Source organism: Streptomyces varsoviensis, from assembly GCF_000718635.1.
Classification (GTDB): Bacteria; Actinomycetota; Actinomycetes; order Streptomycetales; family Streptomycetaceae; genus Streptomyces; species Streptomyces varsoviensis.
Genome location: NZ_JOBF01000003.1, coordinates 962,905 through 987,995 on the forward strand (window position 1 = coordinate 962,905; position 25,091 = coordinate 987,995).

The following is a 25,091-nucleotide window of genomic DNA, read 5'->3' on the forward strand; positions in this document are numbered from 1 at the left end:
GGCGGGCTACGGCGTGGGCGAGGTGCCGTGCACGCCCGGCTTCGCGTCGCCGCCGTCGTCCCCGCCCACCGCGAACCAGCCGCCCACCCCCGCCGCGACCGCCGCCGCCAGCGCGGCGGCGCCCAGTTTGAGGCGGCGGGCGCGTATGTCGGCGGCGGAGCGGTGCCGGGCCGAGCCCGCGCGGCGCTCGCCGGCCGCGCGGGGCGAGCGGGCCGTGCCGTGGGCGCCGCCCGCGAGCTCGTCGGGGCCGGGCACCCGCATGCTGGTGTGGGTCTCGCGGTTGGAGTCGGCGACCGTCCCCGGGACGAGCGGGACCGCGCCGCGCCGCCTGGCCGGCTCCCGGGGCTCCGCCGGCGGCGGCTCGGCCGGGCCGTCGGCGGGGCGCTCGGACGCGGCCTCGGGCTCGTCGATGTCCAGCGGCGGGTGGCCCGCCAGGGACGGGAGCAGGTCGCGCAGCCGGGAGGCGAGCTCCGGCGCGCGCAGCCGGGAGGCGGGCCCCTTGGCGAGGCACTGCACGATGAGCTGCCACAGGTCGTCGGGGATGCCGGGCAGCGGCGCGACGGTCTCGGTGACGTGCCGCCGCAGGATGGCCCCCGGGTGCCCGCCGCCGAACGGCGTGAAGCCGGCCAGCAGCTCGTACAGGACCGTGGCCAGGGCGTAGACGTCGACGCTGGCGCGCGGCGGCAGTCCCTCGATGATCTCGGGGGCAAGGTAGTCGGGGGTGCCGATCACGCGCGTCGCGCGCGCGTGGCGGGGCGCGTCCACGAGGCGGGCGACGCCGAAGTCGGTGAGCAGCGCGGGGTGGGCGCCGCCGGGGCCCAGCTCGCCCTGCATGTCGAGCAGGACGTTCTCCGGTTTGACGTCGCGGTGCACGATGCCGGCGGCGTGCGCGGCGGAGAGGCCGTCGGCGACGTCGGCGACGATGGCGACGGCGGCCTCCGGCGCGAGGCGGCGCTCGCGGTCGAGGCGGGTGCGCAGGTCCGTGCCGCGGATCAGGTCCATGACCAGGGCCAGGTCGTTGCCGTCGACGACGAGGTCGCGCACGCCGACCACGTGCGGGTGGTCGAGGCTGAGCAGCGCGGCGCGCTCCTGGACGAACCGGCCCACGAGCTCCTGGTCGGAGGCCAGCTCCTCGCGCAGCAGCTTGATGGCGACGGGGCCCTCGGGGCCCTCGCCGAGCCACACCGTGCCGGCGCTGCCGCGGCCGAGGACCTGGTTCGCGGTGTACCGGCTGCCGATCTTCCGTGCCAAGACCACTCCGACTTCTCCGACATCCGACAGGGCGCGTTGGCGACAAAGCTACGCGGCTGAGGGGATGGTAAGGCTGCCGGTCCACGCCGACCGTCACTTACGACGCGGAAAACACCCGTCAGATGTCGACTTGTCGCCAGAGTGAGCCCTTGTGGGCCGACTCCGGCTCACTTCTTGCCGAGGCCCGAGATCCAGTCCTTCGCGTCGGTGACCCAGTCCCAGGCGGCGTCCCAGAAGTTCTTGCCGTCGGCCACCCAGTCCTTGAGCGGGGTCAGCTCCCAGACCAGCCACGAGCCGATGACGAGGATGACGATCACGAACAGGCAGCCCTTGAGGCAGCCGAGGCCGGGAATCCGCATCGGGTTCGCGCTGCGCTGCCGGGCCTGGCGCGGTTCGCGGCGCGGCTCGGGCTCGGGCGGCGGCGCGTACCGCTGGGGCTGCTGGGGCTCCTGGTAGCGCGGCTGCTGCTGGGGCTGATGCTGCGGCTGCTGGTACGGCGCCGGGGCCGGGGCGCGGCCCTGCTGAGGCCGCTGGGGCGGGCCCTGCTGGGGGCGCTGGGGCGGCCCTTGCTGCCCGTACCCGCCCTGCTGCTGCCCGTACCCGGCCTGCTGCTGTCCGTACGGCCCCTGCGGACCGCCCTGGCCCTGGCCGGGCCCCGGGCCGTACCCCTGCTGCCCGTAGCCCTGCCGGCCGTAGCCCTGCTGCTGCCCGTACTCCTGCTGCTGCGGGGCGGGGCGGTGGGGGCGGCGGCGCAGCGGGTCCTCGCTGGGGTCGAGGTAGCGGACCTGCGTCTGGTCGTTGCGGTCGCGCGCCGCGCGGAGCTGGCTCTCCCAGGGGTGCGGCCCCTCGGGCTCGTCCGGTACGGGCGGCATGGCGCGGGTCGGGTCGGCGCCGCCGGGCCCGCCGGAGGGCATGACCTGGGTCGGGTCGGCGTTCGGCCCGGCGGGGGGCCGGCCGGTGTTCGGCATGACGCTGGTCGCGGCGTTGGGGTCGTACGAGCCGGCGTTGGACGGCAGGACCTGGGTGGGGTCCGCGGCGCCGGTGCCGGGCACCATGGCCGGGTCCTGCTCGGGGCCGAGCAGCGCGGCGACGCCGAGCGCGGCCTCGGCCTGCGCGGGGGTGGCGTGCACGCCGACGCCGGCGGCCACGACGCGCAGCGCGCGGGCCAGGTTCTCGGCGCTGGGCCGTTCCTCCGGCCGCTTGCGCAGGCAGCGTTCTATGACCGTCCACAGCGGCTCGGGGACGGTGGTGGGGCGGCGCGGCTCCTCGCTGAGGTGGCGGTGCAGCACCTCCAGCGCGGTGGCGCCGGCGAACGGCGGGTGGCCGGTGACCAGTTCGTACAGCAGGATGCCCGCGCCGTAGATGTCCACGGCGGAGGTCTGCGGGCGGCCCTCGGCGGACTCCGGCGCGACGTAGGCCGGGGTGCCGACGAACTCGTGGGTGCGGGTCAGCCCCGGGGAGTCGGCGAGCCGGGCGATGCCGAAGTCGGTGAGCATCGGGTGCATCTCACCGTCGGCCCGGCCGCCGGCGCCCGCGAGCAGCACGTTGGCGGGCTTGAGGTCGCGGTGCACGACGCCGTCGGCGTGGCTGGCGGCGAGGGCGTCGGCGATCTGGGCGGTGAGCAGGGCCGCGCCGACGGGGCTGAAGGGGCCGTTGTCGCGCAGGTAGCGGTGCAGGTCCGGGCCGTCCACCAGGTCCATGACGAGGGCGAGCAGATCGCCCTCGACGACGAGGTCGCGGGTGCGGACGATGTTGGGGTGCGTGAGCCGCAGCAGCACGGAGCGCTCGCGCAGGAAGCGCATGACGACGTCCGCGTCGTTGGCCAGCTCCTCCTTGAGCACCTTGATGGCGACGGTCTCGCCGGGCTGCCCGGCCACGGCAGCCTCGGCGCCCGCCGTCTCGCGCTGGCTGGCCCGCCAGACGGTGCCTGTGGCGCCGCGTCCGAGCGGCTCCTCAAGCAGGTACTTGCTGCCTACCGGCCGCACGTCTGCGCTCCCTGGTCGATCCTGGTCCAAGCTGGTCGCGGCCTGTGGATACCCGGCCTTCGGGCCTACTGTAGTGCCGACTCGGAGGCCGACGGCCGGTGGAATCCGGTGGGGCTCGGGGGGAAGACGCACGTTCCGGACAGAAGGTTGCCGCGCCGCGTTCTTTGGCTGGTCCGTGACGGTGAGCGGCACGATAAGAAGGCCATCAACGGCGGTCCCAAGCAGGCACTTTTTCACCCGTAGCCGACCAATCAAGATCACTAAGCGGCGGTCGCCGGGCGTGTTGTCAGTGGCAGGTGCGAGGATGCTCACAAGCACGGGTGCGGTTGGGGAGCGGGGGCTCCGCGCGAACGTGGTGACCTGTACGTGCCGACGCGCCCGTGCACGGTGGGGGGAGGGAGCCCCCGTCGGGCACCCCAGGGGCAGGAAAGGACCGTTGACGGCGATGCAGATCCGGCTGACCGTCCTCGGGCCGCGCAGCGGCCACACCGCACACGCCACGCACGCCGCCCACGCCTGCGACGTCCTGGTGACCGCCCCCGCCGGGACCGCGCTCGCCGCCGTGACCAGCGGGCTCGCGACCGCGGTCGCCGCCGCCGGGTCCGACGTGGGCAGCGGCGCCGTGGTGGTCTACGCGGGCGCCGAGCGGCTCGACGCGCAGCGCTGCGCGCTCGGCGAGCCCCCGCTGGTCGACGGCGCCGTGCTCGCCCTCCAGGGCCCGGCCGACCCGGACCGGGACGTCGGCGTGCTCCCCGCCGGGTCGCCGGACGCCAGCGCCCGGCTCCATGTCGTCGCCGGGCCGGACGCCGGCGGCGTGCATCTGCTGCACGGCGGCCGCATCGACATCGGCCGCTCCGCCAACGCGGATGTGCCGCTCGACGACCCAGACGTCTCCCGCCTGCACTGCGCGGTCACCGTCACCGACGAGGGCCGCGTCACGGTGGCCGACCTCGGCTCCACCAACGGCACCACGCTCGACGGCGCCGCCGTCCTCGACCACCCCGTCCCCTTCCCTTCCGGGGCCCTCCTGCGCGTCGGCGAGTCCACCCTCAGCCTGCGCGTCCCCACCGCCGGCGCCCCCACCGACCTCTCCAGCGGCACCCTCCCGGCCACCCCGGACGGCGAGGGCCACCTCCGGGTCACCCCGGGCGCCTTCGCCCGCGGCGATCATTGGCCGGATAACGCCCCCACTCCCCCACCCGACCCGGGCACCCCCGCCCGCGGCACCCCCGTCCCCCCAGGCATCACCTCCCCCGCCCCCACGACCCACGGCACCGGCTTCGGCCCAGCGCCCGGCTACACCCAGGGCACCCCCGGCACGCCCACCGCGGCCGCGTACGGCACCCATGGCCAGACACCCGGCCCGGTCGGCTACGGGCCGGGCCCGGGCGGCACCGGAACGCAGGCCCCGGGTGCGTACGGCCGTGCCCCCGGTACGGCCGCGGCCCAGGCGGGCGGGCACGGGCAGGGGCCCGGGGAGCCCACCGGCGTCCCCGGCGCCCACGGGCGCGGTCCCGGCGGACCCAACGGGCCGGGTACGGGCGGTTACGACCACGGGCAGGGGCCGGGCGCGTACGGGCACGGCCCCGGTTACGGCGGGACCACCAGCACGCCGGGAAACCAGGCGGGTGCGTACGGCCAGGCGCCCGGCGCTGGCACGGCAGCCGGTTACGGCCACGCGCCCGACGGGACCGCCGACATGCCCGCAAACCAGGCGGGCACGTATGGGCAGGCACCCGGCGCGGCCGGAGCCGCCGGTTACGGCCACGGTTCCGGTCCCGGCGGGGCCGGAGCCCGGGCAACCGGCGCGTACGGGCAGAGCCCCGCCGCCGGCGGGGCGAGCGCGCACGGACACGGCTACGGGCCAGACGGACACGGGTCCGGCGGGGCCGGAGCGGCCGGCTACGGCCAAGCAACCAGCGAAGGCGCAGCCTCCGCCTTCGGTCGCGGTCACGGCGGGGCCGCAGGCACGCCGGGAGACCAAGCGAGCGCGTACGGGCAGTCCCCCGGAACCGCCGGTTCTGGCCGTGGACCCCGCGAAGCCGCCGGTACGCCCGGAGCCCAGGCCGGCGCGTACGGCCGAGAGTCCGGCGCGACCGGAGCAACCGATTACGGCCACGGGCCCAGCGGTTCCGCCGACGTGCCCGGAAACCGGGCAGGCGCCTACGGGCAGGCCCCCGGGGGCGCAGCTCACGGCCACGGCCGGGCAGGCGCGTACGGGCAGACCCCTGGTGCAGCCGGGGCGGCCGGCTTCGGCCAAAGCTCCCACGGCGGCGCAGCCCACAGCCACGGCCAGGCGGGCGCCCACGGGCAAGCACCCAGCACCGGCGGGACCGCCGGCTACGGCCATGGGCCCGCCGAGGCTGCCAGCACGCCCGGAAACCGGGCCCCCGACAGAGCCGGACCCGCCGGCTACGGCCAGAACTCCCCCGGGGGCGCAGCCCACGGGCACGGCCCGACGGGCGCGTACGGGCAGACCCTCGGCGCAGCCGGCTACGGCCAGGCCGCTGGCGGAGCAACCGCCGGAGGCACTGGCGGAGCGACCGCCGGAGGCACCGGCACTGGTGCTAAGCGGCGAGGGTTCGGGGCCTGGGCTCGGCGGTTGGCCGGGGGGCGGGGGGCTGGGGAGCGTGGGGCTGGCGGGGACGACTGGCCGGTGGGGGGCGAGGACTCGGCTCGGGCGCAAGCGGCGACGGTGGCGTTGCGGGAGCGGTGGCCGGATGCCGCCGGGGTGCTGATGACCGCGCTGGGCCCCGGGCCCCGGCTGTGGGAGCGCGGGCCGGGCCACCCCGACCTGCTGACCGTACGGCTGGGCACCGCCGACCGCCTCGCGCCCGACGGCGCGGGCCCGATGCCGTCCGTGCCGGTCACGGTCGGGCTGCGGGAGGCCGGCGCGCTGGGTCTGGCGGGGCCGCGGCCCCGCTTGGCCGGGCTGGCCCGGTCGGTGCTGGCGCAGCTCGCCGCGCTGCACGCGCCCGGCGTGCTGGAGACGGTGCTGATCAGCGCGGACCGTTCGCGCGCCGCCGAGGACCGGCTCGCCGAGTGGTCCTGGTTCGGGTGGCTGCCGCAGGCGCGCCCGGCGCATGGGCAGGACTGCCGGCTGCTGGTCGCCTACGACCGCGAGCAGGCCGAGGCGCGCACGGCCGAGCTGGTGCGGCGGTGCGACGACGGCCCGCTCGGCCCCGGCTGGGCGAGCGCTTCCCCGGCCGCGGTGGCCACCGCGGCCGGTCAGTACCAGGGCCCGTACACCGTCCTGGTCGTCGACGGCGACCCCGGCACGGCGGCGCTCCGCGAGAGCGTGGCCCGGCTCGCGCTCGGCGGCCCGGCCGTCGGCATCCATCTCATCTGCCTCGCCGAGGCCCCGGCGGCCTCCCCCGCCTCGCCCGTCTCGGCGACCTGCGACGCGGCGCGCGCCGCCGCGCCGGTATTCGCGGAATGCGGCACGGTGGCGCTGCTGAGCGGCGACGTGGCCACGGCGGTCCAGGTCATCCACCGGGGCGCGGGCGGCGGCGCGGCCTCCGGCGGGGGGCCGGGCGCCGCGGCGCCGGGCGGCTCGCCCGCCGCCCCGGCCGTACGCGGCCCGGTCACCCATGTCGGCGCGCTGGCGGGCGTCGACTCGCGCGGCACGGGCCGTACGACCGGCAGCGGCCCCGGCGGCGGCCCCGGCAACGGCCCTGGCGGCAGCCTCGGCGGCGGGGCCGTCGTGGCGACTGTCGACGCCGTCTCCCCCGCCTGGGCCGAGCACTTCGCCCGCGCCCTGGCCCCGCTGCGCCCCTCGGACGCCGCGGCCGGTCCGGGCCCGGCGCGGGTGGCGGCGGCCCTGCCCCGTACGGCCCGGCTCCTGGACGAACTGGGCCTGGCCCGCGCGACCCCGGCCTCGCTCACCGCCCGCTGGGCGGCGTCCGCCGACGCGCCGGGTCCGGCGGCCCCGGCGGGCGGCCGGGTGCTGGGCGTGCTCGGCGCGGGTCCGCGCGGCCCGTTGACGGTGGACCTGGCGACCGACGGTCCGCACGTACTGGTGGAGGGCGGCCCCGGCACCGGCAAGACGGAGCTGCTGCGCACGTTCGCCGCCTCGCTGGCCGCCGCCGAGCGGCCCGACCGGCTCTCGCTCGTGCTGGTCGACGGCGGGGGCGCGGAGCGCGGCGAGGGGCTGCGGGTCTGTACGGACCTGCCGCAGGTCTCCACGTATCTGGCGGCGGCCGACCCGGTGCGGATGCGGGAGTTCGCGCAGGCGCTCAGCTCGGAGCTCAAGCGCCGGGCGGAGCTGCTGGGCCGGCTGGACTTCGCCGGCTGGCACGCGCAGCACGCCGCCGCGCCGCGCGTCGTCTCCCCGCGCCGCCCCAGCGACCTGCCGGTGCCGGGCGCCTCCGGCACGGGTGACATCGACCCGACGATGAGCGGCACGCTCAAGCTCCGTACGCAGCGGGGCGGTCCGGAGCGTACGGCGCTGACCGCGCTGCCGCGGCTGGTGGTCCTCGTCGACGACTTCGACGCGCTGGTCGCCCCGGCGCTGGGCAGTACGGGCCGCCCGGCGGCGGGTTCGGTCGTACGGGCCCTGGAGGCCGTGGCGCGCGACGGCGAGCGGCTCGGCGTCCACCTGGTGGCGGCGTCCGGCCGCCCGGACCGTACGGCGGAGACGGCGGCGGTGGAGCGCGCGGGGCTGCGAATAGCCCTGGAGATACTGCCCCCGGCGGCCGACGGGCCCGCGTCGGCGGACGGCGCTTCGGGCGAACCAGCCCCCGGCCGCGGCACGTTGCGGCGGCAGGACGACTGCGGAGTGACGCCGTTCCAGGCGGGCCGGGTCACCGGGCGCATCCCGCGCACGGCGACGCTGCGCCCGACGGTGGTGCCGCTGGACTGGCAGCGGATGGGCGACCCGCCGACCCGGCGGCCGCTGCGCGAGCTGGGCAACGGCCCGACCGATCTGGCGCTGCTCGCGAGCGCCCTCCAGCGCGCGGCCCAGTCGGCGGGCGCACAGACCGCGCCACCGCTGCTCTGACCCGTCCGCGTACGGCCGCCCGGGCTCGGTCAGTCGCGCGTCCGCGAACCTCCGTCCCCCGCCCACCCCCCGTCCGCGCCCCCGCGCCGCCCCTCATCACAGGCCGGTCACGATCGGCTACTTGACGTCGCGGGCGGTATTGCGGCCGACGGTGACCGGGCGTAGGACTGTCGCACGGGACATGGGCGCGCCGGAGCCACGTGCGGTGCGGCTGTCCGCGGGGTCGGGGAGCGCAGGGGGAGGGACGGCAATGCGTTCATCGCTGCGTACGGCACGCGTGTCGCGCGGCGCCCTGGCGGTGTTCGCGGCGGGGGCGCTGGCCCTGGCCGCCGCGGGGTGCAGCGGCGACGACGGGAACGGCGGCGGGAAGAACGGCGGCACTCCGGGCCCCGGGGGCTCGTCGCGCCCCGCCCAGTCGGTCGAACTGCCCCGGCTCGACGGGCAGAAGCTGAAGGTGACGGCCGTGTGGACCGGCACGGAGCAGAAGAACTTCACCAAGGTCCTGGAGGAGTTCACCCGGCGGACGGGCGTCCGTACGGAGTTCGTGCCGAGCGGCGACGACATGGCCGCCTTCATCGGGTCGAAGATCGCCGGCGGCGACCCGCCGGACGTGGCGATGCTCCCGCAGGTCGGCGTGTTGCACGAGTTCGCGAAGAAGGGGTGGGTCAAGCCGCTGTCCGCGGCGGCGGAGGGGCAGTTGGCGAAGAACTACTCCAAGGGCTGGCAGGAGCTCGGCTCGTACGAGGGCAAGCGGTACGGCGTGTACTACAAGGTCAGCAACAAGTCGTTGATCTGGTACAACACCAAGCTGTTCGACGACGCGGGCGCGAAGGAGCCCGCGACGTGGCGCGAGTTCCTCGCCCAGGCGCAGCTCATAGCGGACTGGGGGGTCACGCCGGTCTCGGTGGGCGGCGCGGACGGCTGGACGCTGACCGACTGGTTCGAGAACGTGTACCTCTCCCAGGCGGGACCCGAGAAGTACGACCAGCTCGCCCAGCACAAGATCAAGTGGACGGACCCGTCCGTGCGGTCCGCGCTGACCACGCTCGGCACGCTCTTCGGCAAGCGGGACCTGCTCGCGGGCGGCGGCGAGGGGGCGCTGAACACGGCGTTCCCGGACTCGGTGACCCAGACCTTCGCGGGCGGCGCGAAGGCGAAGGCGGCGATGGTCTTCGAGGGGGACTTCGCCGCGGCCAACGTCGCCGACGCGCGGGCCGGACTGGGCACGGACGCCAAGGTGTTCCCGTTCCCGGCGGTGGGCGCCAAGTCCCCGGTGGTGACCGGCGGCGACGTGGGCGTCGCGCTCAAGAACAGCCGGGCCGCCCAGGCGCTGCTGACCTTCCTCGCCTCCACGGACGCGTCCCGGATCTGGGCGCAGCAGGGCGGCTACGTCTCGGCGAACAAGAACCTCGACCTCGGCGCGTACCCCAACCCGGTGCTGCGCAAGATCGCCTCGGCGCTCATCGCGGCGGGCGACGACTTCCGCTTCGACATGTCCGACCAGGCCCCGGCGTCCTTCGGCGGCAAGCCGGGGCAGGGCGAGTGGAAGTACCTCCAGGACTTTCTGATCAACCCGAAGGACGTGGCGGGCGCCCAGCGGAAGCTGGAGGCCGACGCGGCCAAGGCCTACCAGGACTGACGGACGGAGGCTCGTCACGATGTCGACCGCGACAGCGGGCGGCGCGGCGGCCCCTGGCCCCGTACCGCCCGTCGCACCGCCCGCGAAGAAGCGCGGGGGCGTGCTGGGCACCCGGCCGTGGGTGGCGGCCTGCTTCCTGCTGCCCGCGCTGGTGCTGCTCGGCGCCCTCGTCGTCTACCCCATCGGCTATTCGGTCTACCGCAGCCTCTTCGACGCCTCCGACGGCGGCTTCGTGGGCGTCGACAACTACGGTGAGGTCTTCACCGACGACCGCATCCGCACCGCCCTGAAGAACAACGTCATCTGGGTGGTGGTGGCGCCGTCGGTGGCGACCGCGCTCGGGCTGATCTTCGCGGTGCTCACCGAACGGGTGCGCTGGGGCACGGCGTTCAAGCTGGTGGTCTTCATGCCGATGGCCATCTCGATGCTGGCCGCGGGCATCATCTTCCGGCTGGTGTACGAGCAGGAGCCGGACCGCGGCGTCGCCAACGCGGTGTGGGTGTCGGTGCACGACACCTTCGCGGGCACCTCCGCGTTCCCGGGCGCGCACCCGCGCCCGGACGCCGGGCTCGCGGCCACGGCGAAGGGCTCGTACACGACCGACGCGGCGGTGGCGGCCGGCACCCCGGTCGCGCTGCCGCTGGTCGCCGTCAAGCCGTCGGACGTGAGCGGCGCGGGGCAGGCGGTCCCGGCCCGCGCGGTGCCCGGGAAGGTCACCGGAACGGTCTGGCGGGACGTCGTGCGGGGCGGCGGCGGCACGGACGGGAAGATCGATCCGAGCGAGAACGCGCTGAAGGGCGTCACGGTCGAGGCGGTGAAGGACGGGCGGACCGTCGCCTCCGCGAAGACCTCCGCGGACGGTACGTTCACGTTACCGGCCGCCGCCGACGGCGCGCGGCTGCGCCTGCCGGGCAGCGACTTCGCCGCCCCGTACAACGGCATCGACTGGCTCGGCCCCTCCCTCGTCACCCCGGCGATCATCGGCAGCTATGTGTGGATGTGGGCGGGGTTCGCGATGGTGCTGATCGCGGCGGGGCTCGCGAGCGTGCCGCGGGAGCTGATGGAGGCGGCCCGCGTCGACGGCGCCAACGAGTGGCAGGTCTTCCGCCGGGTCACGGTGCCGCTGCTGGCTCCGGTGCTGGCGGTCGTCATGGTCACGCTCATGATCAACGTGCTGAAGATCTTCGACCTCGTCTACATCATCGCGCCGGGCAACAGCCTCGACAACGCCAACGTGCTCGCGCTCCAGCTCTACCAGTCGTCCTTCGGCACCGACGTCAACCAGGGCATCGGCAGCGCCATCGCCGTCCTCCTGCTGCTGCTCGTGGCGCCGGTGATGCTGATCAACATCCGGCGCATGCGAAGGGAGCGCAGGCGATGACCGGCGCGAACACGGCCGTGGTGGACACCACCGTACGGGCGCGGCGATCGCTGCCGTCGCGGATCGCGGCGCGGGCGAGCGGCGGCGCGATGCGGGTCGTGCTGGTCCTCGTCGGCCTCTTCTGGCTGATGCCGACGGTCGGGCTGCTGATCTCCTCGCTGCGCGACCGCTCCGACATCGCGGCGACGGGGTGGTGGAAGGTCTTCAGCCACCCGGCGCAGCTCACCTTCGACAGCTACAGCAATCTCCTGAGCAACGACAAGGTCACGCACTCGCTGCTGACCACCGCGCTGATCACCGTCCCCGCCACCCTGCTGGTCGTGATCATCGGGGCGCTGGCCGGGTACGCCTTCGCCTGGCTCGAATTCCCGGGCCGCGACTGGTGGTTCATGGTCGTGGTCGGGCTGCTCGTGGTGCCCGTACAGGTCGCGCTCGTACCGGTCGCGAAGCTCTTCAACGCGGTGGGGATCTTCGAGACGACGCCGGGCGTGGTCCTCTTCCACACGGCCTTCGGCCTGCCCTTCGCGATCTTCCTGCTGCGGAACTTCTTCGCGGAGATCCCCCGCGAACTGCTGGAGGCGGCCCGGCTCGACGGCGCGGGCGAGGTACGGCTGTTCACGCGCGTCATCCTGCCGCTCGGCGGGCCGGCCATCGCCTCGCTCGGCATCTTCCAGTTCCTGTGGGTCTGGAACGACATGCTGATCGCGCTGATCTTCGCGGACAGCGGCAACCCGCCGATCACGGTCGCCCTCCAGCAGCAGGTCCGGCAGTTCGGCAGCAACATCGACATCCTGGCTCCGGGCGCGTTCCTGTCGATGATCGTGCCGCTGGCCGTCTTCTTCGCCTTCCAGCGGCAGTTCGTGAGCGGGGTGATGGCGGGCGCGGTGAAGTAGGGCGAAGAGGACGCGGTGTAGCGGGCGCGGCGCAGCGGGCACGGCGAAGCGGACGCGGCGAAGCGGACGCGGCGAAGCGGACGCGGCGAAGCGGACGCGGCGAAGCGGACGCGGCGAAGCGGACGCGGCGCGGCGGGTGAAGCGGCCGGGGGCGCGAAAACGGAGGCGGCAACCGGGTGTTCACCCCCGGGCCACCGGCCGCTCACGCGGTGCCGCCCTCACGGCTCACCCGTTCGGCCCAGCCGAGGGTGACCGTAACGTCGATGGGGAGTTGAACCGTTCGCCCCGTACCCCATCATCCGCCCGCAAAGGGGTGAACTGCCGCCATGTCGCCCCGGCTCACCGTCGTCATCCCCGTCCACAACGGCGCCCAACACCTGTGGGAATGCCTGGCGTCGGTGGCCGCGCAGAGCCTGCGCGAGCTGGACGTCGTGGTGGTCGACGACGGGTCCACCGACGCGGCCCCGGACATCGCGCGGGCCTTCGCCGAGCGCGACGGACGCTTCCGCCTCGTGCGCCAGCACAACCACGGTACGGGCCACGCCCGCAACACCGGCGTCCGGCACGCCGCGCCGGGCACGGAGTACCTGGCGTTCGCGGACAGCGCCGACGTGCTGCCGCGGCGCGCGTACGAACGGCTGGTCGGCCTTCTCGACGGCTCCGGCTCGGACTTCGCGACCGGCAACGTCTACCTGCTCACGGCGGCCGGCCGCAGCCAGGCGTGGCAACACCGCCACCTGCGGCGCACCCGCACCGCCACGCACATCACCGAGGACCTCGGCCTGCTGTCCGACCACACCGCCTGGAACAAGGTGTTCCGCCGCACCTTCTGGGACCGGCACCGGCTCGCGTTCCCCGAGGGCGTGCTGTACGAGGACACGCCGCTGACCATCCCCGCGCACTTCCTGGCCGAGGCCGTGGACGTCCTGCACGAGCACGTCTACTACTGGCGCGTCCGCGAGGGCGACGGCCCCCGGCGGCGCACCGGCCCGCGCATGGTGCGCGACCGCATCGCCTCCGTCGACCACGTCTCGCGGTTCCTCGCCGACCCCGCCAACACCCGCTGGTCGGCGTATAAACGCGACTACGACCGGTCGGTGCTCATCGAGGACCTGCCGCACTTCGTCGACCGGCTGCCGACGGCGGACACCGACTACCGCGCCGTCTTCATGGACCGGGCCCGGGACTGGGCGAGCCGCGTCGACCCCGAACTCTTCAAGGAACTCCCCGTCGACCTGCGCGTCAAATGGCAGCTCATCCGGGAACGGCGGCTCGCCGACCTGCTCGCCGTCCTCGAATACGAGCGGCGCAACGCCGCCGGCTTCCTCGTGCAGGGCCTGCCGCTGCGCAAGCGCGCCGTGCTGCCCGGCGCGGACGGCACGCCCGTACCACTGCCGTCGTCCGTCACCCGGCTCACCTCCGAGGACTTCCCGGTACGGACCGGGGTGCGGGAAATCCTCTGGCACCGCGGCAAGTTGGTGATCCGCGGCTACGCCTACATCCGCAACCTCGGCGCCGCCTCCCGGCTGCGGACCCTCAAGACCGCGCTGGTGACCTCCGGCCGGCACCGGCTGCTGATGCCGCTGCGCACCGTCCACATGCCGGAGGCCACCCACGACTCCCGGCAGGAACAGCACTGCTACGACTGGTCCGGCTTCGAGATCACCATCGACCCCGAACGGCTCGCGGGCGACGAGCGGTGGCGGCCCGGCCGCTGGGAGGTGGACGTGGTCGTCGCCGCGTCCGGCGTCGTGCGCCGGGCCCCGCTGCGCTCGCTCGGCACCGGCTCCGGCGCGTGGCCGCCGCCGGGCGAACTCGGCGACGGCACCCGGCTGGTGCCCTGGTTCAAGAAGGGCCGGCTGCTGCTGTCCGTGGAGTGGGCCGAACGGCGGCTGACGGGCCACCGGGCGGTCGGCGGCGGCGAGATCGAACTGGACATCACGGACGAGTCGGCCTGCGAGCCGGTGGCGCTCCGGCTCACCCACCGCAGCTCCGGAACGGTCCTCGAAACCCCGGTGAGCTGCCGCCTCGACGACTACGAGGGGGTACGGGCCACCGCCCGCATCCGCCTCGCCGACCTCACCGCCGCGCGGCCCGCGCCCGGCGAACACCCCAAGGAAGTACGGCTGCGGGACACCTCGTCCTGGGACCCCGTGCTCGTACTCGCCGACTCCCGCACCGCCCGCATCGCCACCGCCGCCGCCCCGCGGCCCGGCCGCTACCCGCTGGCCGACGGCCGGGAGCTGATCGTCGCCGCCACCGCCGACGAACACGTCGTCCTGCACGACCGCGCCCCGCAGCCCATCGCGGACCTCCTCACCTGGCACGACGACGGCTCCCTGACCGTCGAGGGCGAACTGCCCGCCGCGGCCCCGGCCGAGCTGGAACTGGTCCTGCGGCACAGCATCCACGCCGCTGAAGTGACGTTCCCTTGCGAGCGGCGCGACGCGGACGCCGACGGCGGCGCGCGTGATGGCAAGGGCACGGCCTCCGACGAGGCCACGGGGCCCGCCGAGCGTCCTCCAGCACCGGGCCGCGCCGGGCCCGCGGCCGGCTGCGACGGCGCCTGCGCCTGCGGCGGCCGCGCCCCGGACTCCGAACACGGCTCCCCCACCACGGGTACCGGCAGCCACCCCCCGGCTACCGGCACCGAGCACGGCTCCCCCACCACCGAGGCCCACCGCCGCCTCCCCCCGGCCGCGGAGGCCGCCCACTACCTCCCGCCCCCCGCAACCGGCCCCTTCCCCCCGGCCACCGGAACCGGCCACCACTCCCCCAGCGCGGGCTCGGCCCCTCGTACGGCGCCCGACGGCCCGGACCATCACCTGACGGCAGACGCCTCCGGCCACCGATCCGGAACCGGCCGGGCGTGCGGCCGGCCCTCCGCCGTCGAGCGGACGGAACACTCCCTCGCCGCCGATGGCGCGGGGGACGTGGGGGCCCGTTCCACCACCGAGGGAGCAAGGTCTCCCTCCGCCCCCGACCAGGCGGGTGGCGACTTCGTCGCCGAGGGGCCATGGGCCCCCTTCACCACCGAGCGGGCGGCGGGCCCCTCCCCCACCGACAAGACAGGAGGCCGCCTCCCCGCCGAAGCAGCGGGAGCCCCCCTCGCCGCCGACCGGGCCGTAGGCCCCTCCACCACCGACCAGGCAGCGGGCCACTTCGCCCCCGAACAAACGGGACGTCACGTCTCCTCCGATCAGGCGGCGGGCCGCTTCACCGCCGACCGGGCAAAGGATTCCCCCGCTACCGAGCGGGCGGGAAGCCACCTCCCCGCCGACGGAGTGGGAGACTTCCCCGCCCCCGCCCGGGCAGAAAGCCCCTTCACCACCGACCAGGTGCAGAGCCGCTTCGCCCCCGAGCAGGCGGGAAACGACTTCGCTCCCGGCCCGGCGGGGGTCCCCGCCCCCGGCGACCGGGTGCGGGAGCGTGTCGCTGCCGACCGGGCCGGAGGCCGTTTGGCGGAGGGGGGGCCGTTGGGGCGGCGGCGGTTTGTGGCTGTGTTGCGGCCGGGGGAAGTGGCCGCGGCGAGCGGGACGGTGCCGCTGCGGGAGGGGCGCTGGTATCTGTTCGTACGGGGGCGCGGGGGGAGCGCGCGGGATGCGCGGGACGCGGGCGAGGGGATGCCCGTACGGCTCGCGCCGGAGCTGTTCGCGGGGCTGCCGGAGGCCCGTACCGTCGCCGGGAAGACCTTCACCGTGGACCGGCGCTTCCACGACCGGGTGTTCGTCGAGGCGGGCTCCGCCGTGCCGCTCGCGGACCGGGGCCCGTACCGGCAGCGGCTGCTCCGGGAGCGTACGTACCCGGCACGCGCCGCGCTCCCGCTCCGCGACACGGTCCTCTACAGCAGCTTCGGGGGCCGCCGGTACTCCGACTCGCCGCGCGCCGTCCACGAGGAGCTGGTGCGGCGCGGCGCGGACGTCGAGCATCTGTGGGTGGTGCGCGACCGGCAGTTCGAGGTGCCGCCCACGGCCCGCGCGCTGATCCTCGGCAGCGCCGAGTGGTACGAGGCGCTCGCCCGCAGCCGGCGGATCGTCACCAACACGCAGTTGCCGCCGTGGTTCCGCCGCCGGGAGGGCCAGTACGTCCTCCAGACCTGGCACGGCACCCCGCTCAAGCGCATCGGCGCGGACCTCGCCGGGACGCTCTGCGCCGAGCTGGCCCCGTCCGGGCCCGCGCCCGACCCGGGGGCGCAGTGGAGCACCCTGCTGTCGGCCAACCCGCACAGCACCCGCGTCTTCCGGCGGGCCCTCGGCTACCACGGCGAGATCGCCGAGACGGGGCTGCCGCGCACCGACGCGCTCTTCGCCGCCGACCGCGCCGAGCGGGCCGCGGCCCTCCGCCGCCGGCTGGGCATCCCGCGCGGCAAGCGCGTCGTCCTGTACGCGCCGACGCAGCGCGACGAGCGCGCGTACGACACCGGGCACTACCGCCTGCACCTGCCGCTGAACGTGGCCCGCGCCGAGTCCGCGCTGGGCGCGGACCACGTCCTGCTCGTACGGAGCCACCCCCTGGTGGCCGACCAGGTCCCGGCGCGCCGGGGCCCGTTCCTGCGGGACGTCTCGGCGCATCCGGACGCGGCCGATGTGCTGCTGGCCGCCGACGTGCTGGTCACGGACTACTCCTCGCTGGCCGTCGACTTCGCCAACACCGGCCGGCCGCTCCTCTACCTCACCCCCGACCTCGCGCGGTTCCGCGACACCGTGCGCGGCTTCACCACCGACTTCGTGTCCGAGGCGCCCGGCCCCCAGCTCACCGGGACCGACGACCTCGTGGACGCCCTGCGCGACGTGGAGCGCGTCGCCATCAGCTACGCCCCGGCCTACCGGCGCTTCCGCGCCGCGTACTGCCCGTTCGACGACGGCGGGGCCGCGGCCCGGGCCGTGGACGGGCTGCTGGCGGCCACGCCCTGAGAGGGGGGCGTCCGGGGGCAGGGGACAGCGGGCGCCGGGTGCCCCGGCCATGGCGCCCCGCCCGGCGCCGGTATAGTAATGCCGGTATAGTTATTGGATGCCGACGAAGGGCGCCTCATGATCGAGATCCTCAACTCCACCCAGTTGACGCGGGCCAAAACCACCGGCGCCCTGGTCGGCGACATCCTTCAGACGCTGAAGAACCGCAGCACGGTCGGCACGACGCTGCTGGACATCGACCGGTGGGCGGAGAAGATGATCGTCGAGGCGGGCGCCACGTCCTGCTACGTCGACTACGCGCCGTCCTTCGGCCGCGGCCCGTTCGGCCACTACATCTGCACGGCCGTCAACGACGCCGTCCTCCACGGCATGCCGTACGACTACCCGCTCGCCGACGGCGACCTGCTCACCCTCGACCTCGCCGTCTCCAAGGGCGGAGTCGCCGCGGACGCCGCCATCAGCTTCATCGTGGGCGACGCCCGGCCCCCGGAGAGCGTCGCGATGATCAGCGCCACCGAACGCGCGCTGGCCGCGGGGATCTCCGCCGCCGGGCCCGGAGCCCGTATCGGCGACATCTCCCACGCCATCGGCACGACCCTCACCGAAGCCGGGTACCCGATCAACACCCAGTTCGGCGGCCACGGCATCGGGTCGACGATGCACCAGGACCCGCACGTCTCGAACACCGGCCGACCGGGCCGGGGATACACGCTGCGCCCGGGGCTGCTGCTGGCGCTGGAGCCGTGGATCATGGCGGACACCGCCGAGCTCGTCACCGACGCGGACGGGTGGACGCTCCGCAGCGCGACCGGCTGCCGGACCGCGCACAGCGAGCACACCATCGCCATCACCGACGACGGGGCCGAGATCCTCACCCTGCCGACGCAGGCGCGGCCGTAGGCCCCCGGACCTTCATGGGCCCGGGCCCGTGACCCCATACCTCACAGCGGCCCGTCACCGCCGCACGTACAGCGCCACCGACCCGCCGCGCACCCGCACCACCGACTTCCGGGTGAAGAGGCTGTCGAGCACGGCGGTACGGGCCCGTTCGCGGCCGGCGCCGGGGCCGGAGACGACCCATACGCGGTCGAGCCCGGCGAGGCGGGCGCGGAGTCCGGGCGCGGCGGCGTCGGTGCCGTAGAGGGTCCCGGTGGCCGCGCCGGAGCGCAGCAGCGTGGCGTCACGGACGCCGGCGAAGTCCCGCGGGTAGGCGAGGGCGACCCGGCGCTCGTACGACGGGAGGAACAGGGCGGTGTCGCCGGGTCTCGCGAGGCGCGCGAAGGCCGAGGCGACGGCCTTGAGGTCGTCCGCGCGGCTCGTGGGCAGCCGTTCGCGCTGCTGGATCGGCAGTTGCCAGCACAGGGCGGCGGCGATGGCGGCGACGCCGGCCGCCGCCGCACCGCGCCGCCACGGCAGCCGGCCGGCGAGGCGGTCCGCGCCGGCCGCGGCGAGCAGCGGCGCCCCGGCGAGGGAGTAGAGGAGGTAGCGGTCGACGAAGACCGGCTGCCACTGGGCCGCGGCGAAGAGCAGGGCGGGCGGTACGAGCGCCAGGGGCCAGGCCACCGCGGCCAGATCGAGCCGGCCGGGGCGGGGCCGCGGGCGGGCCACGGCGACGGCGGCGAGCAGCAGGTTGACGGCGAGGACGAGGGAGCTGGGGCCCGCGAACGCGCGCAGCAGCGCCTCCGCGTCGGCGAGCCGGGGCGTCCCTATCCAGGCGACCTGGCCGCTCTGCCGCCCGGAGAGCAGGGCCAGCGGCACGAGCGCCGCCACCGCGGCGGCGGCCGCGCTCCCCCAGCCGCGCCAGGTCCGTACGGGCACGCGGCACAGCAGCAGCGTCGTGGCGTGCGCGGCGAGGAGCAGCACCGCGAACTCGTGCAGCAGGAACGTCACCGCGCACGCGGCGCCGTAGGCGCCCCACCGGCCGGCGGCAGCCCCCGCGCCGGCCGCGCGGATCAGCAGCCAGGTCGCGAACGCCGCTCCGGCCGCGACGAGCGCGTACGAGCGGCCCTCCTGCGCGTAGTGGCCGGCGAACGGCGTGCAGGCGTAGAGCAACCCGGCCCACAGGCCGACGCGGGGGCGGGCGAGGCGGCAGCCGATGGCGGCGACGAGCCCGGCGGTGCACGCGGCGGCGAGCACGGAGGGCAGCCGCAGCGCGATCTCGTCGGGGAGGCCGGCGAGGCCGGCGGGACCGCCGAGGAGCCAGTGCATCAGCAGGTAGTAGAGGCCGTGCACGGCGTCGACGTGGCCGAGTGCGTGCCACAGCTCGGGCAGCGAGCGCCGGGCCAGTTGGAAGGTGGCGCCCTCGTCGCGCCACATCCCGCCGCGGTCCAGGCCCCACAGCCCGAGGCCGAGCATGACGGCGGCGGGCAGCAGGACGGCGGCGGCGGTGATCGCGCGCCGGGGCGGCTCGGCGGGGCCGAGGGGGTCGTGGTCGGTGCGGAGGGGCCGTACGCGCCCGGCGGCCGTCGCCGCCGGTGCGGTGAATCCGTACATGGAACGATTCTGCGGGCCTAATCGCATTATCTGCCCATGTGACAGGCACGGGCCGCCCGGTGGAAACCGGGCGGCCCGAAGTCCTCACGCGGCGGCCACCACGAGGACACCTCGCGTTGACCGCGCGTACGCGCTACGCGCCGGCCGTGCGTACGCGGCACGCACCAGTCGTACGCACGCCGCACACGTCAGCCGTGCAGACGCGGCGCGCCGACGGCCGTACGCGAACGGCGCCGTCGGCCGTACGTACGCGCCACCAGCGAGCCGCGCGTACGCGCCACCAGCCGGCCGCGCGTACGCGCCCCGCGCTAGCTGTGCGTACGCAGCATCGTGCGCATCGTCCGCATCGCGACCGACAGGTTCGCCAGGTCGAAGGCGTCCGAGCCCTGGATCTCGTCCAGCGTCGTCCGCGCCCGCGTCAGGATCGCCGCGTTCTTCTCCTCCCACGCCTTGAAGCGCTGCTCGGGCGTCGAGGAGCCGTTGCCCGCCGCCAGCACATCGGCGGTGAGCGCCGCGTGCGCCGCGTACAGGTCCTCGCGGATGGAGGCGCGGGCCATCGACTGCCACCGGTCGGCGCGCGGCAGCTCGATGATCCGGTCCATCAGCTTGGTGATCGACAGGCGGTCGCCGACGTCGTAGTAGACCTCCGCGACGGACAGCGCCTCCTTGCCCGTACGGTCCGCGATGGCGACGATGTCCAGCGCCGGGAAGACCGACGAGAACCCCGCGACCCGCTCCGACAGCTCCTCCGGCACCCCGGCCTCGACGAGTTCGTCGCGGATGGACTGCCACCAGACCTGGTCGGCGCCGCGCAGCAGCTTGGGCAGCTCGGCCCAGACGCCCCGCACCCGGTCCTTGAAGAACTCGATGGTCTCGGCGAGCTGCACCGGCTGCGGCCGGTTGTTCAGCAGCCAGCGGGTGCCGCGCTCGACGAGCCGGCGCGAGTGCAGCCGGATGCGGGTCTGGACGTCGGCGGGCACCTCGCTGTCGAGGGCCTCCACGGCGTCCCAGACGGAGCCGAGCCCGAAGATCTCGCGGGCCGCGGTCTGCGCCCGCACGATCTCCTCCAGCGACGCCCCGGTCTCCTCCCGCAGCCGGTGCAGGAAGGTCGAGCCGCCGCTGTTGACGGTGTCGTTAACCAGCACCGTCGTGATGATCTCGCGGCGCAGCGCGTGCTTGTCGATCCGCTCCCCGAACCGGTCCCGCAGCTCCTGCGGGAAGTAGGCGTGCAGCAGCCACTGCAGGTACTCGTCGTCGGGCAGCGTGGTGGTCAGCAGCTCACGGGAGGCCGTGATCTTGATGTAGGCGAGCAGGACCGCCAGTTCCGGCTGGGTCATGCCGCGGCCGGAGCTGACCCGCTCGCGGATCTGCCGGTCGGTGGGCAGGAACTCCAGCGCGCGGTCCAGGTGCCCGTCGCGCACCAGCCGGCGGATGATCCGCTGGTGGGCGTGGAGCAGGCTGGGCGCCTGGGCGACCGCGTTGGACAGGGCCACGTTCTGCGCGTAGTTGTTGCGCAGCACCAGGGCGCCGACCTCGTCGGTCATCTGCGCGAGGGTCTTGTTGCGCTGCTTGACGGTGAGGTCGCCCTCGGCGACGGCCGTGTTGAGCAGGACCTTGATGTTCACCTCGTGGTCCGAGGTGTCCACGCCGGCGCTGTTGTCGATCGCGTCAGTGTTGATCTTGCCGCCGGTGGAGGCCGGGCCGCCGCTCAGCGCGAACTCGATGCGGCCGAGCTGGGTGAGGCCCAGGTTGCCGCCCTCGCCGACGACATGCACCCGCAGGTCCGCGCCGTCCACCCGGATCGCGTCGTTGGCCTTGTCGCCGACGTCCGCGTGCGACTCGGTGGACGCCTTGACGTACGTACCGATGCCGCCGTTCCAGAGCAGGTCGACCTGCGCCTTGAGGATCGCCTTCATCAGCTCGGCGGGGGTCATCTTGGTGACGCCCGCCGCGATGCCGAGGGCCTCCCGCACCTGCGCGTTGACCGGAATGGACTTCGCCGAGCGGGGGTGGATGCCGCCGCCCTTGGAGAGCAGCTCGGTGTTGTAGTCGGCCCAGGACGAGCGCGGCAGCTCGAAGAGGCGGCGGCGCTCGGCGTACGAGGTGGCCGCGTCGGGGGTCGGGTCGAGGAAGATGTGCCGGTGGTCGAAGGCGGCCACCAGGCGGATGTGCTCGGAGAGCAGCATGCCGTTGCCGAACACGTCGCCGGACATGTCGCCGACGCCGACGACCGTGAAGTCCTCGCGCTGCGTGTCGTGGCCCAGCTCCCGGAAGTGCCGCTTGACGGACTCCCAGGCGCCGCGGGCGGTGATGCCCATGCCCTTGTGGTCGTAGCCCGCCGAGCCGCCGGAGGCGAAGGCGTCGCCGAGCCAGAACCCGTACGACTCGGCGACCTCGTTGGCGATGTCGGAGAAGGTCGCGGTGCCCTTGTCGGCGGCGACGACGAGGTAGGTGTCGTCCTCGTCGTGCCGGACGACACCCTTGGGGTGCACGACCTCGCCGCCGACCAGGTTGTCGGTGATGTCGAGCAGGCCGGAGATGAACGTCTTGTAGCAGGCGACGCCCTCGGCCAGCCACGCGTCGCGGTCCACGGACGGGTCGGGCAGCCGCTTGCCGACGAAGCCGCCCTTCGCGCCGACCGGCACGATGACGGTGTTCTTCACCATCTGCGCCTTGACCAGGCCGAGCACCTCGGTACGGAAGTCCTCGCGCCGGTCCGACCAGCGCAGCCCGCCGCGCGCGACCTTGCCGAACCGCAGGTGCACGCCCTCGACGCGGGGCGAGTACACCCAGATCTCGTACGCGGGCCGGGGCGCGGGGAGGTCCGGGATGGCCTGCGGGTCGAGCTTGATGGACAGGTAGCCGTGCGGCCGGCCGTCCTCGCCGAGCTGGAAGTGGTTGGTGCGCAGGGTGGCCTTGATGACGGTGAGGAACGAGCGCAGGATGCGGTCCTCGTCCAGCGACACGACCTGGTCGAGCGCCCCGTCCAGCTCCTCCAGCAGCCCGTCGATCAGCTCGTGCCCGGCGCGCTGCCGCTCGGGGGCCATCCGGGCCTCGAAGAGGTTCATCAGCAGCCGCGTGGTGTGCACGTTGGTGCTGAGGGTGTCCTCCATGTACGCCTGGGAGAACGTGGAGCCGGCCTGCCGCAGGTACTTCGCGTACGCGCGCAGCACCATCGCCTGCCGCCAGTCGAGGCCGGCCCGCAGCACCAGGTTGTTGAAGTTGTCGTTCTCCGCCCGGCCGGTCCACACCGCCGCGAAGGCGTCCTGGAACCGCTCGCGCGCGTCGTCGCCCGCGATGTGCTCGGGCATCCGCAGCCCGAAGTCGTAGATCCACGCGGTCGACCGGTCCGAGCAGCGCAGCTCGTACGGGCGCTCGTCGACGACCTCGACGCCGAGCCGCTGGAGCACGGGCAGCACCGCGGAGAGCGAGACCGGCTCGCCCGTGCGGTAGATCTTGAAGCGGCGCTCGCCGGCGGTCGCGCCCACCGGCTCGTACAGGCTGAGCGCGAAGTCGTGGTCGCCGCCGGCCGTGGTCAGCTTCTCCAGGTGCTGGAGGTCGGAGACCGCGGCGCGCGGCGAGTGGTCGGCCTTGTAGCCCTCGGGGAACGCCTGGCCGTAGCGGCGCAGCAGCTCCGCGGCGCGCTCCTCGCCGACCTCCGCGGTCAGCGCCTCGGCGAAGCCGTCGGCCCACGACCGGGCGGCCTCCACCAGCCGCGCCTCGATGCGGTCGACATCGGCGTCCGTCAGCTCCTGGAGGGCGGCGCCCGACTCGACGCGGACGACGAAGTGCAGCCGGGAGAGGACCGACTCGGTGTTCCACGCGGTGTAGTCGACGCTGATGCCGCCGAGCTCTTCCTTGAGGATGTCGATCAGCCGCAGCCGCACCGCCGTGGTGTAGCGGTCGCGGGGCAGGTAGACGAGGGCGGAGTAGTAGCGCCCGTACTCGTCCTGGCGCAGGAACAGCCGCAGCCGGCGGCGCTCCTGGAGGTAGAGGACGGAGGTCGCGATGGAGCGCAGCTCGTCGGCGGGGGTCTGGAACAGCTCGTCGCGCGGGTAGGTCTCCAGGATCTGGAGCAGGTCGCGGCCGTCGTGGCTGTCCGGCGTGAAGCCCGCGTCGGCGAGGACCTGCGCGACCTTGCGGCGCACGACGGGGACGCGGCGTACGGACTCGGTGTACGCGGCCGAGGAGAACAGGCCCAGGAAGCGGCGCTCGCCGATGACGTTGCCCTCGGTGTCGAACTTCTTCACCCCGATGTAGTCGAGGTAGGAGGGGCGGTGCACGGTGGCGCGGCTGTTGGCCTTGGTCAGGACGAGCAGCTTGTGCTCGCGGGCCTTGGCGCGGGCGTCGGCGGGCAGCCGGCTGAAGGACGGCGACGCCGGGCGGCCGAGGTGGGAGTGGGGGCCGGCGTGGTGGCCCTCGTTCTGGTGCGAGGGGTCGGCGCGCAGGATGCCGAGGCCGGTGCCGGGCACGGCGGTGAGCGCGTCCTCCTCGTCACCGTCGGTCTTGGCCGTCACCAGCTCGTACTCGCGGTAGCCGAGGAAGGTGAAGTGGTCGGCGGCGAGCCAGCGCAGCAGCTCCTGGGCCTCGGTGACGTCCTGCTGGTCGACGTCGTCGGTCGGCTCGGCGGGCAGCCCGTCGGCCAGCCGCTCCGCGGCCTCCCGCATCTTCTGCCAGTCCTCGACGGTCTCGCGGACATCCGACAGGACGCGCAGCAGGTCGGAGGTGATCTGCTTGAGGTCGCCGCGGTCGGTCTCGCGGTCGATCTCGACGTGGATCCAGGACTCGGTCAGCGCGTCGTGCGGCAGCTTCGCTTGGGGGGAGGCGCCGTGGTTCTCGCAGTTGTTGCCGATGATCTCCAGCAGCTTGCCGGTGACATCGCGGCGGACGATCACCTGCGGGTGGATCACGATATGGATGCCGCGGCCCTGACGGGAGAGCTCATTGGTGACGGAGTCGACCAGGAACGGCATGTCGTCCGTGACGACCTCGACGACGGAGTGGCTGCACGTCCAGCCGTTCTCCTCGACCGTCGGGGTGTGCACCCGGACGTTGGCCGTGCCCTGCGGCCTGGTTTCAGCCAGCCGGTAGTGGGAAAGCGCGGCACCGAAGACATCGACCGGGTCGCGGCCGCTGAGGTCCTCGGGAGCGGTGTGCAGGTAGTAGCGCTGGAGATACGCGGTAAGGGTATCCGGGTCGAGCCCCTGGACCGGATGTGGACTCCCGGAGGGGGTGGTCTCGGCGACCCGGGCGGCCCGTGTGAGCAGCTCGGCCTTGGCTTCATCCAGCTTGGTCTGCATGTCCTCTGGCTCCTGTCGCGCGCCGTTGCGTGACATCGATGGCGGTGGCATCACGCCGCGGCACGGGGTGTCCGGTCGTAATCGACGTTATGCCGGAATGAGAGAAGACCGGACCGTTCTCCGCCAATTTCGGGGAACGCACCCGGTCGAAGGGATCAGCGGCTGCCCGGGCACGGTGGTGCTCCGGGCGCAGGGCGGAGGCCTCGTCGCCCCCGCGAGATATCGCGCTGATCACCC

General features: G+C 74.6%; 10 protein-coding genes. 6 read left to right on the forward strand and 4 right to left on the reverse strand.

What is annotated here, in order from left to right; translation table 11 throughout:
* Positions 1–6 precede the first annotated feature (6 nt).
* Positions 7–1,251 (reverse strand): serine/threonine-protein kinase, encoded by a 1,245-nt coding sequence (locus tag IF55_RS08675; RefSeq protein ID WP_030874990.1) that lies wholly within the window; start codon positions 1,249–1,251, stop codon positions 7–9.
* Between the two features lie 167 nt (positions 1,252–1,418).
* Positions 1,419–3,236 carry a serine/threonine-protein kinase gene (locus IF55_RS08680; RefSeq protein ID WP_030874986.1) on the reverse strand — a complete coding sequence of 606 codons (1,818 nt, stop codon included), beginning with the start codon at positions 3,234–3,236 and terminating at the stop codon, positions 1,419–1,421.
* Positions 3,237–3,681: 445 nt separating this feature from the next.
* Between IF55_RS08680 and IF55_RS35935 the strand changes: the two genes are divergently transcribed.
* From IF55_RS35935 to map, 6 genes are all read left to right on the forward strand, one after another.
* On the forward strand, positions 3,682–8,235 hold the full coding sequence (locus tag IF55_RS35935; RefSeq protein ID WP_051776025.1) for an FtsK/SpoIIIE domain-containing protein: 4,554 nt from the start codon (positions 3,682–3,684) through the stop codon (positions 8,233–8,235).
* Between the two features lie 250 nt (positions 8,236–8,485).
* On the forward strand, positions 8,486–9,874 hold the full coding sequence (locus IF55_RS08690) for an ABC transporter substrate-binding protein (protein ID WP_030874983.1): 1,389 nt from the start codon (positions 8,486–8,488) through the stop codon (positions 9,872–9,874).
* Positions 9,875–9,893: 19 nt separating this feature from the next.
* Positions 9,894–11,255, forward strand: a complete 1,362-nt coding sequence (locus IF55_RS08695; protein WP_078643848.1) for a carbohydrate ABC transporter permease — start codon at positions 9,894–9,896, stop codon at positions 11,253–11,255.
* Entirely contained in the window at positions 11,252–12,148 is an 897-nt protein-coding gene (locus tag IF55_RS08700) for a carbohydrate ABC transporter permease (RefSeq protein ID WP_048831718.1), read from the forward strand. Before IF55_RS08695 ends, IF55_RS08700 begins: the two co-directional genes overlap by 4 nt.
* Positions 12,149–12,474: 326 nt before the next feature.
* The gene (locus IF55_RS35940; protein WP_051776018.1) at positions 12,475–17,061 is read left to right on the forward strand and encodes a bifunctional glycosyltransferase/CDP-glycerol:glycerophosphate glycerophosphotransferase; all 4,587 of its coding nucleotides are present in this window, start codon (positions 12,475–12,477) and stop codon (positions 17,059–17,061) included.
* Positions 17,062–17,178: 117 nt separating this feature from the next.
* Positions 17,179–17,961 carry a type I methionyl aminopeptidase gene (map, locus tag IF55_RS08715; RefSeq protein ID WP_030874972.1) on the forward strand — a complete coding sequence of 261 codons (783 nt, stop codon included), beginning with the start codon at positions 17,179–17,181 and terminating at the stop codon, positions 17,959–17,961.
* Between the two features lie 54 nt (positions 17,962–18,015).
* Here the strand turns inward: map and IF55_RS08720 are convergent, their stop codons facing one another.
* Positions 18,016–19,554 carry a glycosyltransferase family 39 protein gene (locus tag IF55_RS08720; RefSeq protein ID WP_169767191.1) on the reverse strand — a complete coding sequence of 513 codons (1,539 nt, stop codon included), beginning with the start codon at positions 19,552–19,554 and terminating at the stop codon, positions 18,016–18,018.
* A 308-nt stretch (positions 19,555–19,862) separates the two neighbouring features.
* Positions 19,863–24,854, reverse strand: coding sequence for an NAD-glutamate dehydrogenase (locus tag IF55_RS08725; RefSeq protein WP_030874967.1), 4,992 nt, complete (start codon positions 24,852–24,854; stop codon positions 19,863–19,865).
* Positions 24,855–25,091: the final 237 nt, after the last annotated feature.

Bases quoted from the DNA above. Each gene is read 5' to 3' on its own strand.
- IF55_RS08690 (WP_030874983.1), top strand. From the start codon at position 8,486: ATGCGTTCATCGCTGCGTACGGCACGCGTGTCGCGCGGCGCCCTGGCG.
- map (WP_030874972.1), top strand. From the start codon at position 17,179: ATGATCGAGATCCTCAACTCCACCCAGTTGACGCGGGCCAAAACCACC.
- IF55_RS35935 (WP_051776025.1), top strand. From the start codon at position 3,682: ATGCAGATCCGGCTGACCGTCCTCGGGCCGCGCAGCGGCCACACCGCA.
- IF55_RS08700 (WP_048831718.1), top strand. From the start codon at position 11,252: ATGACCGGCGCGAACACGGCCGTGGTGGACACCACCGTACGGGCGCGG.
- IF55_RS08725 (WP_030874967.1), bottom strand. From the start codon at position 24,854: ATGCAGACCAAGCTGGATGAAGCCAAGGCCGAGCTGCTCACACGGGCC.
- IF55_RS08720 (WP_169767191.1), bottom strand. From the start codon at position 19,554: ATGTACGGATTCACCGCACCGGCGGCGACGGCCGCCGGGCGCGTACGG.
- IF55_RS08695 (WP_078643848.1), top strand. From the start codon at position 9,894: ATGTCGACCGCGACAGCGGGCGGCGCGGCGGCCCCTGGCCCCGTACCG.
- IF55_RS35940 (WP_051776018.1), top strand. From the start codon at position 12,475: ATGTCGCCCCGGCTCACCGTCGTCATCCCCGTCCACAACGGCGCCCAA.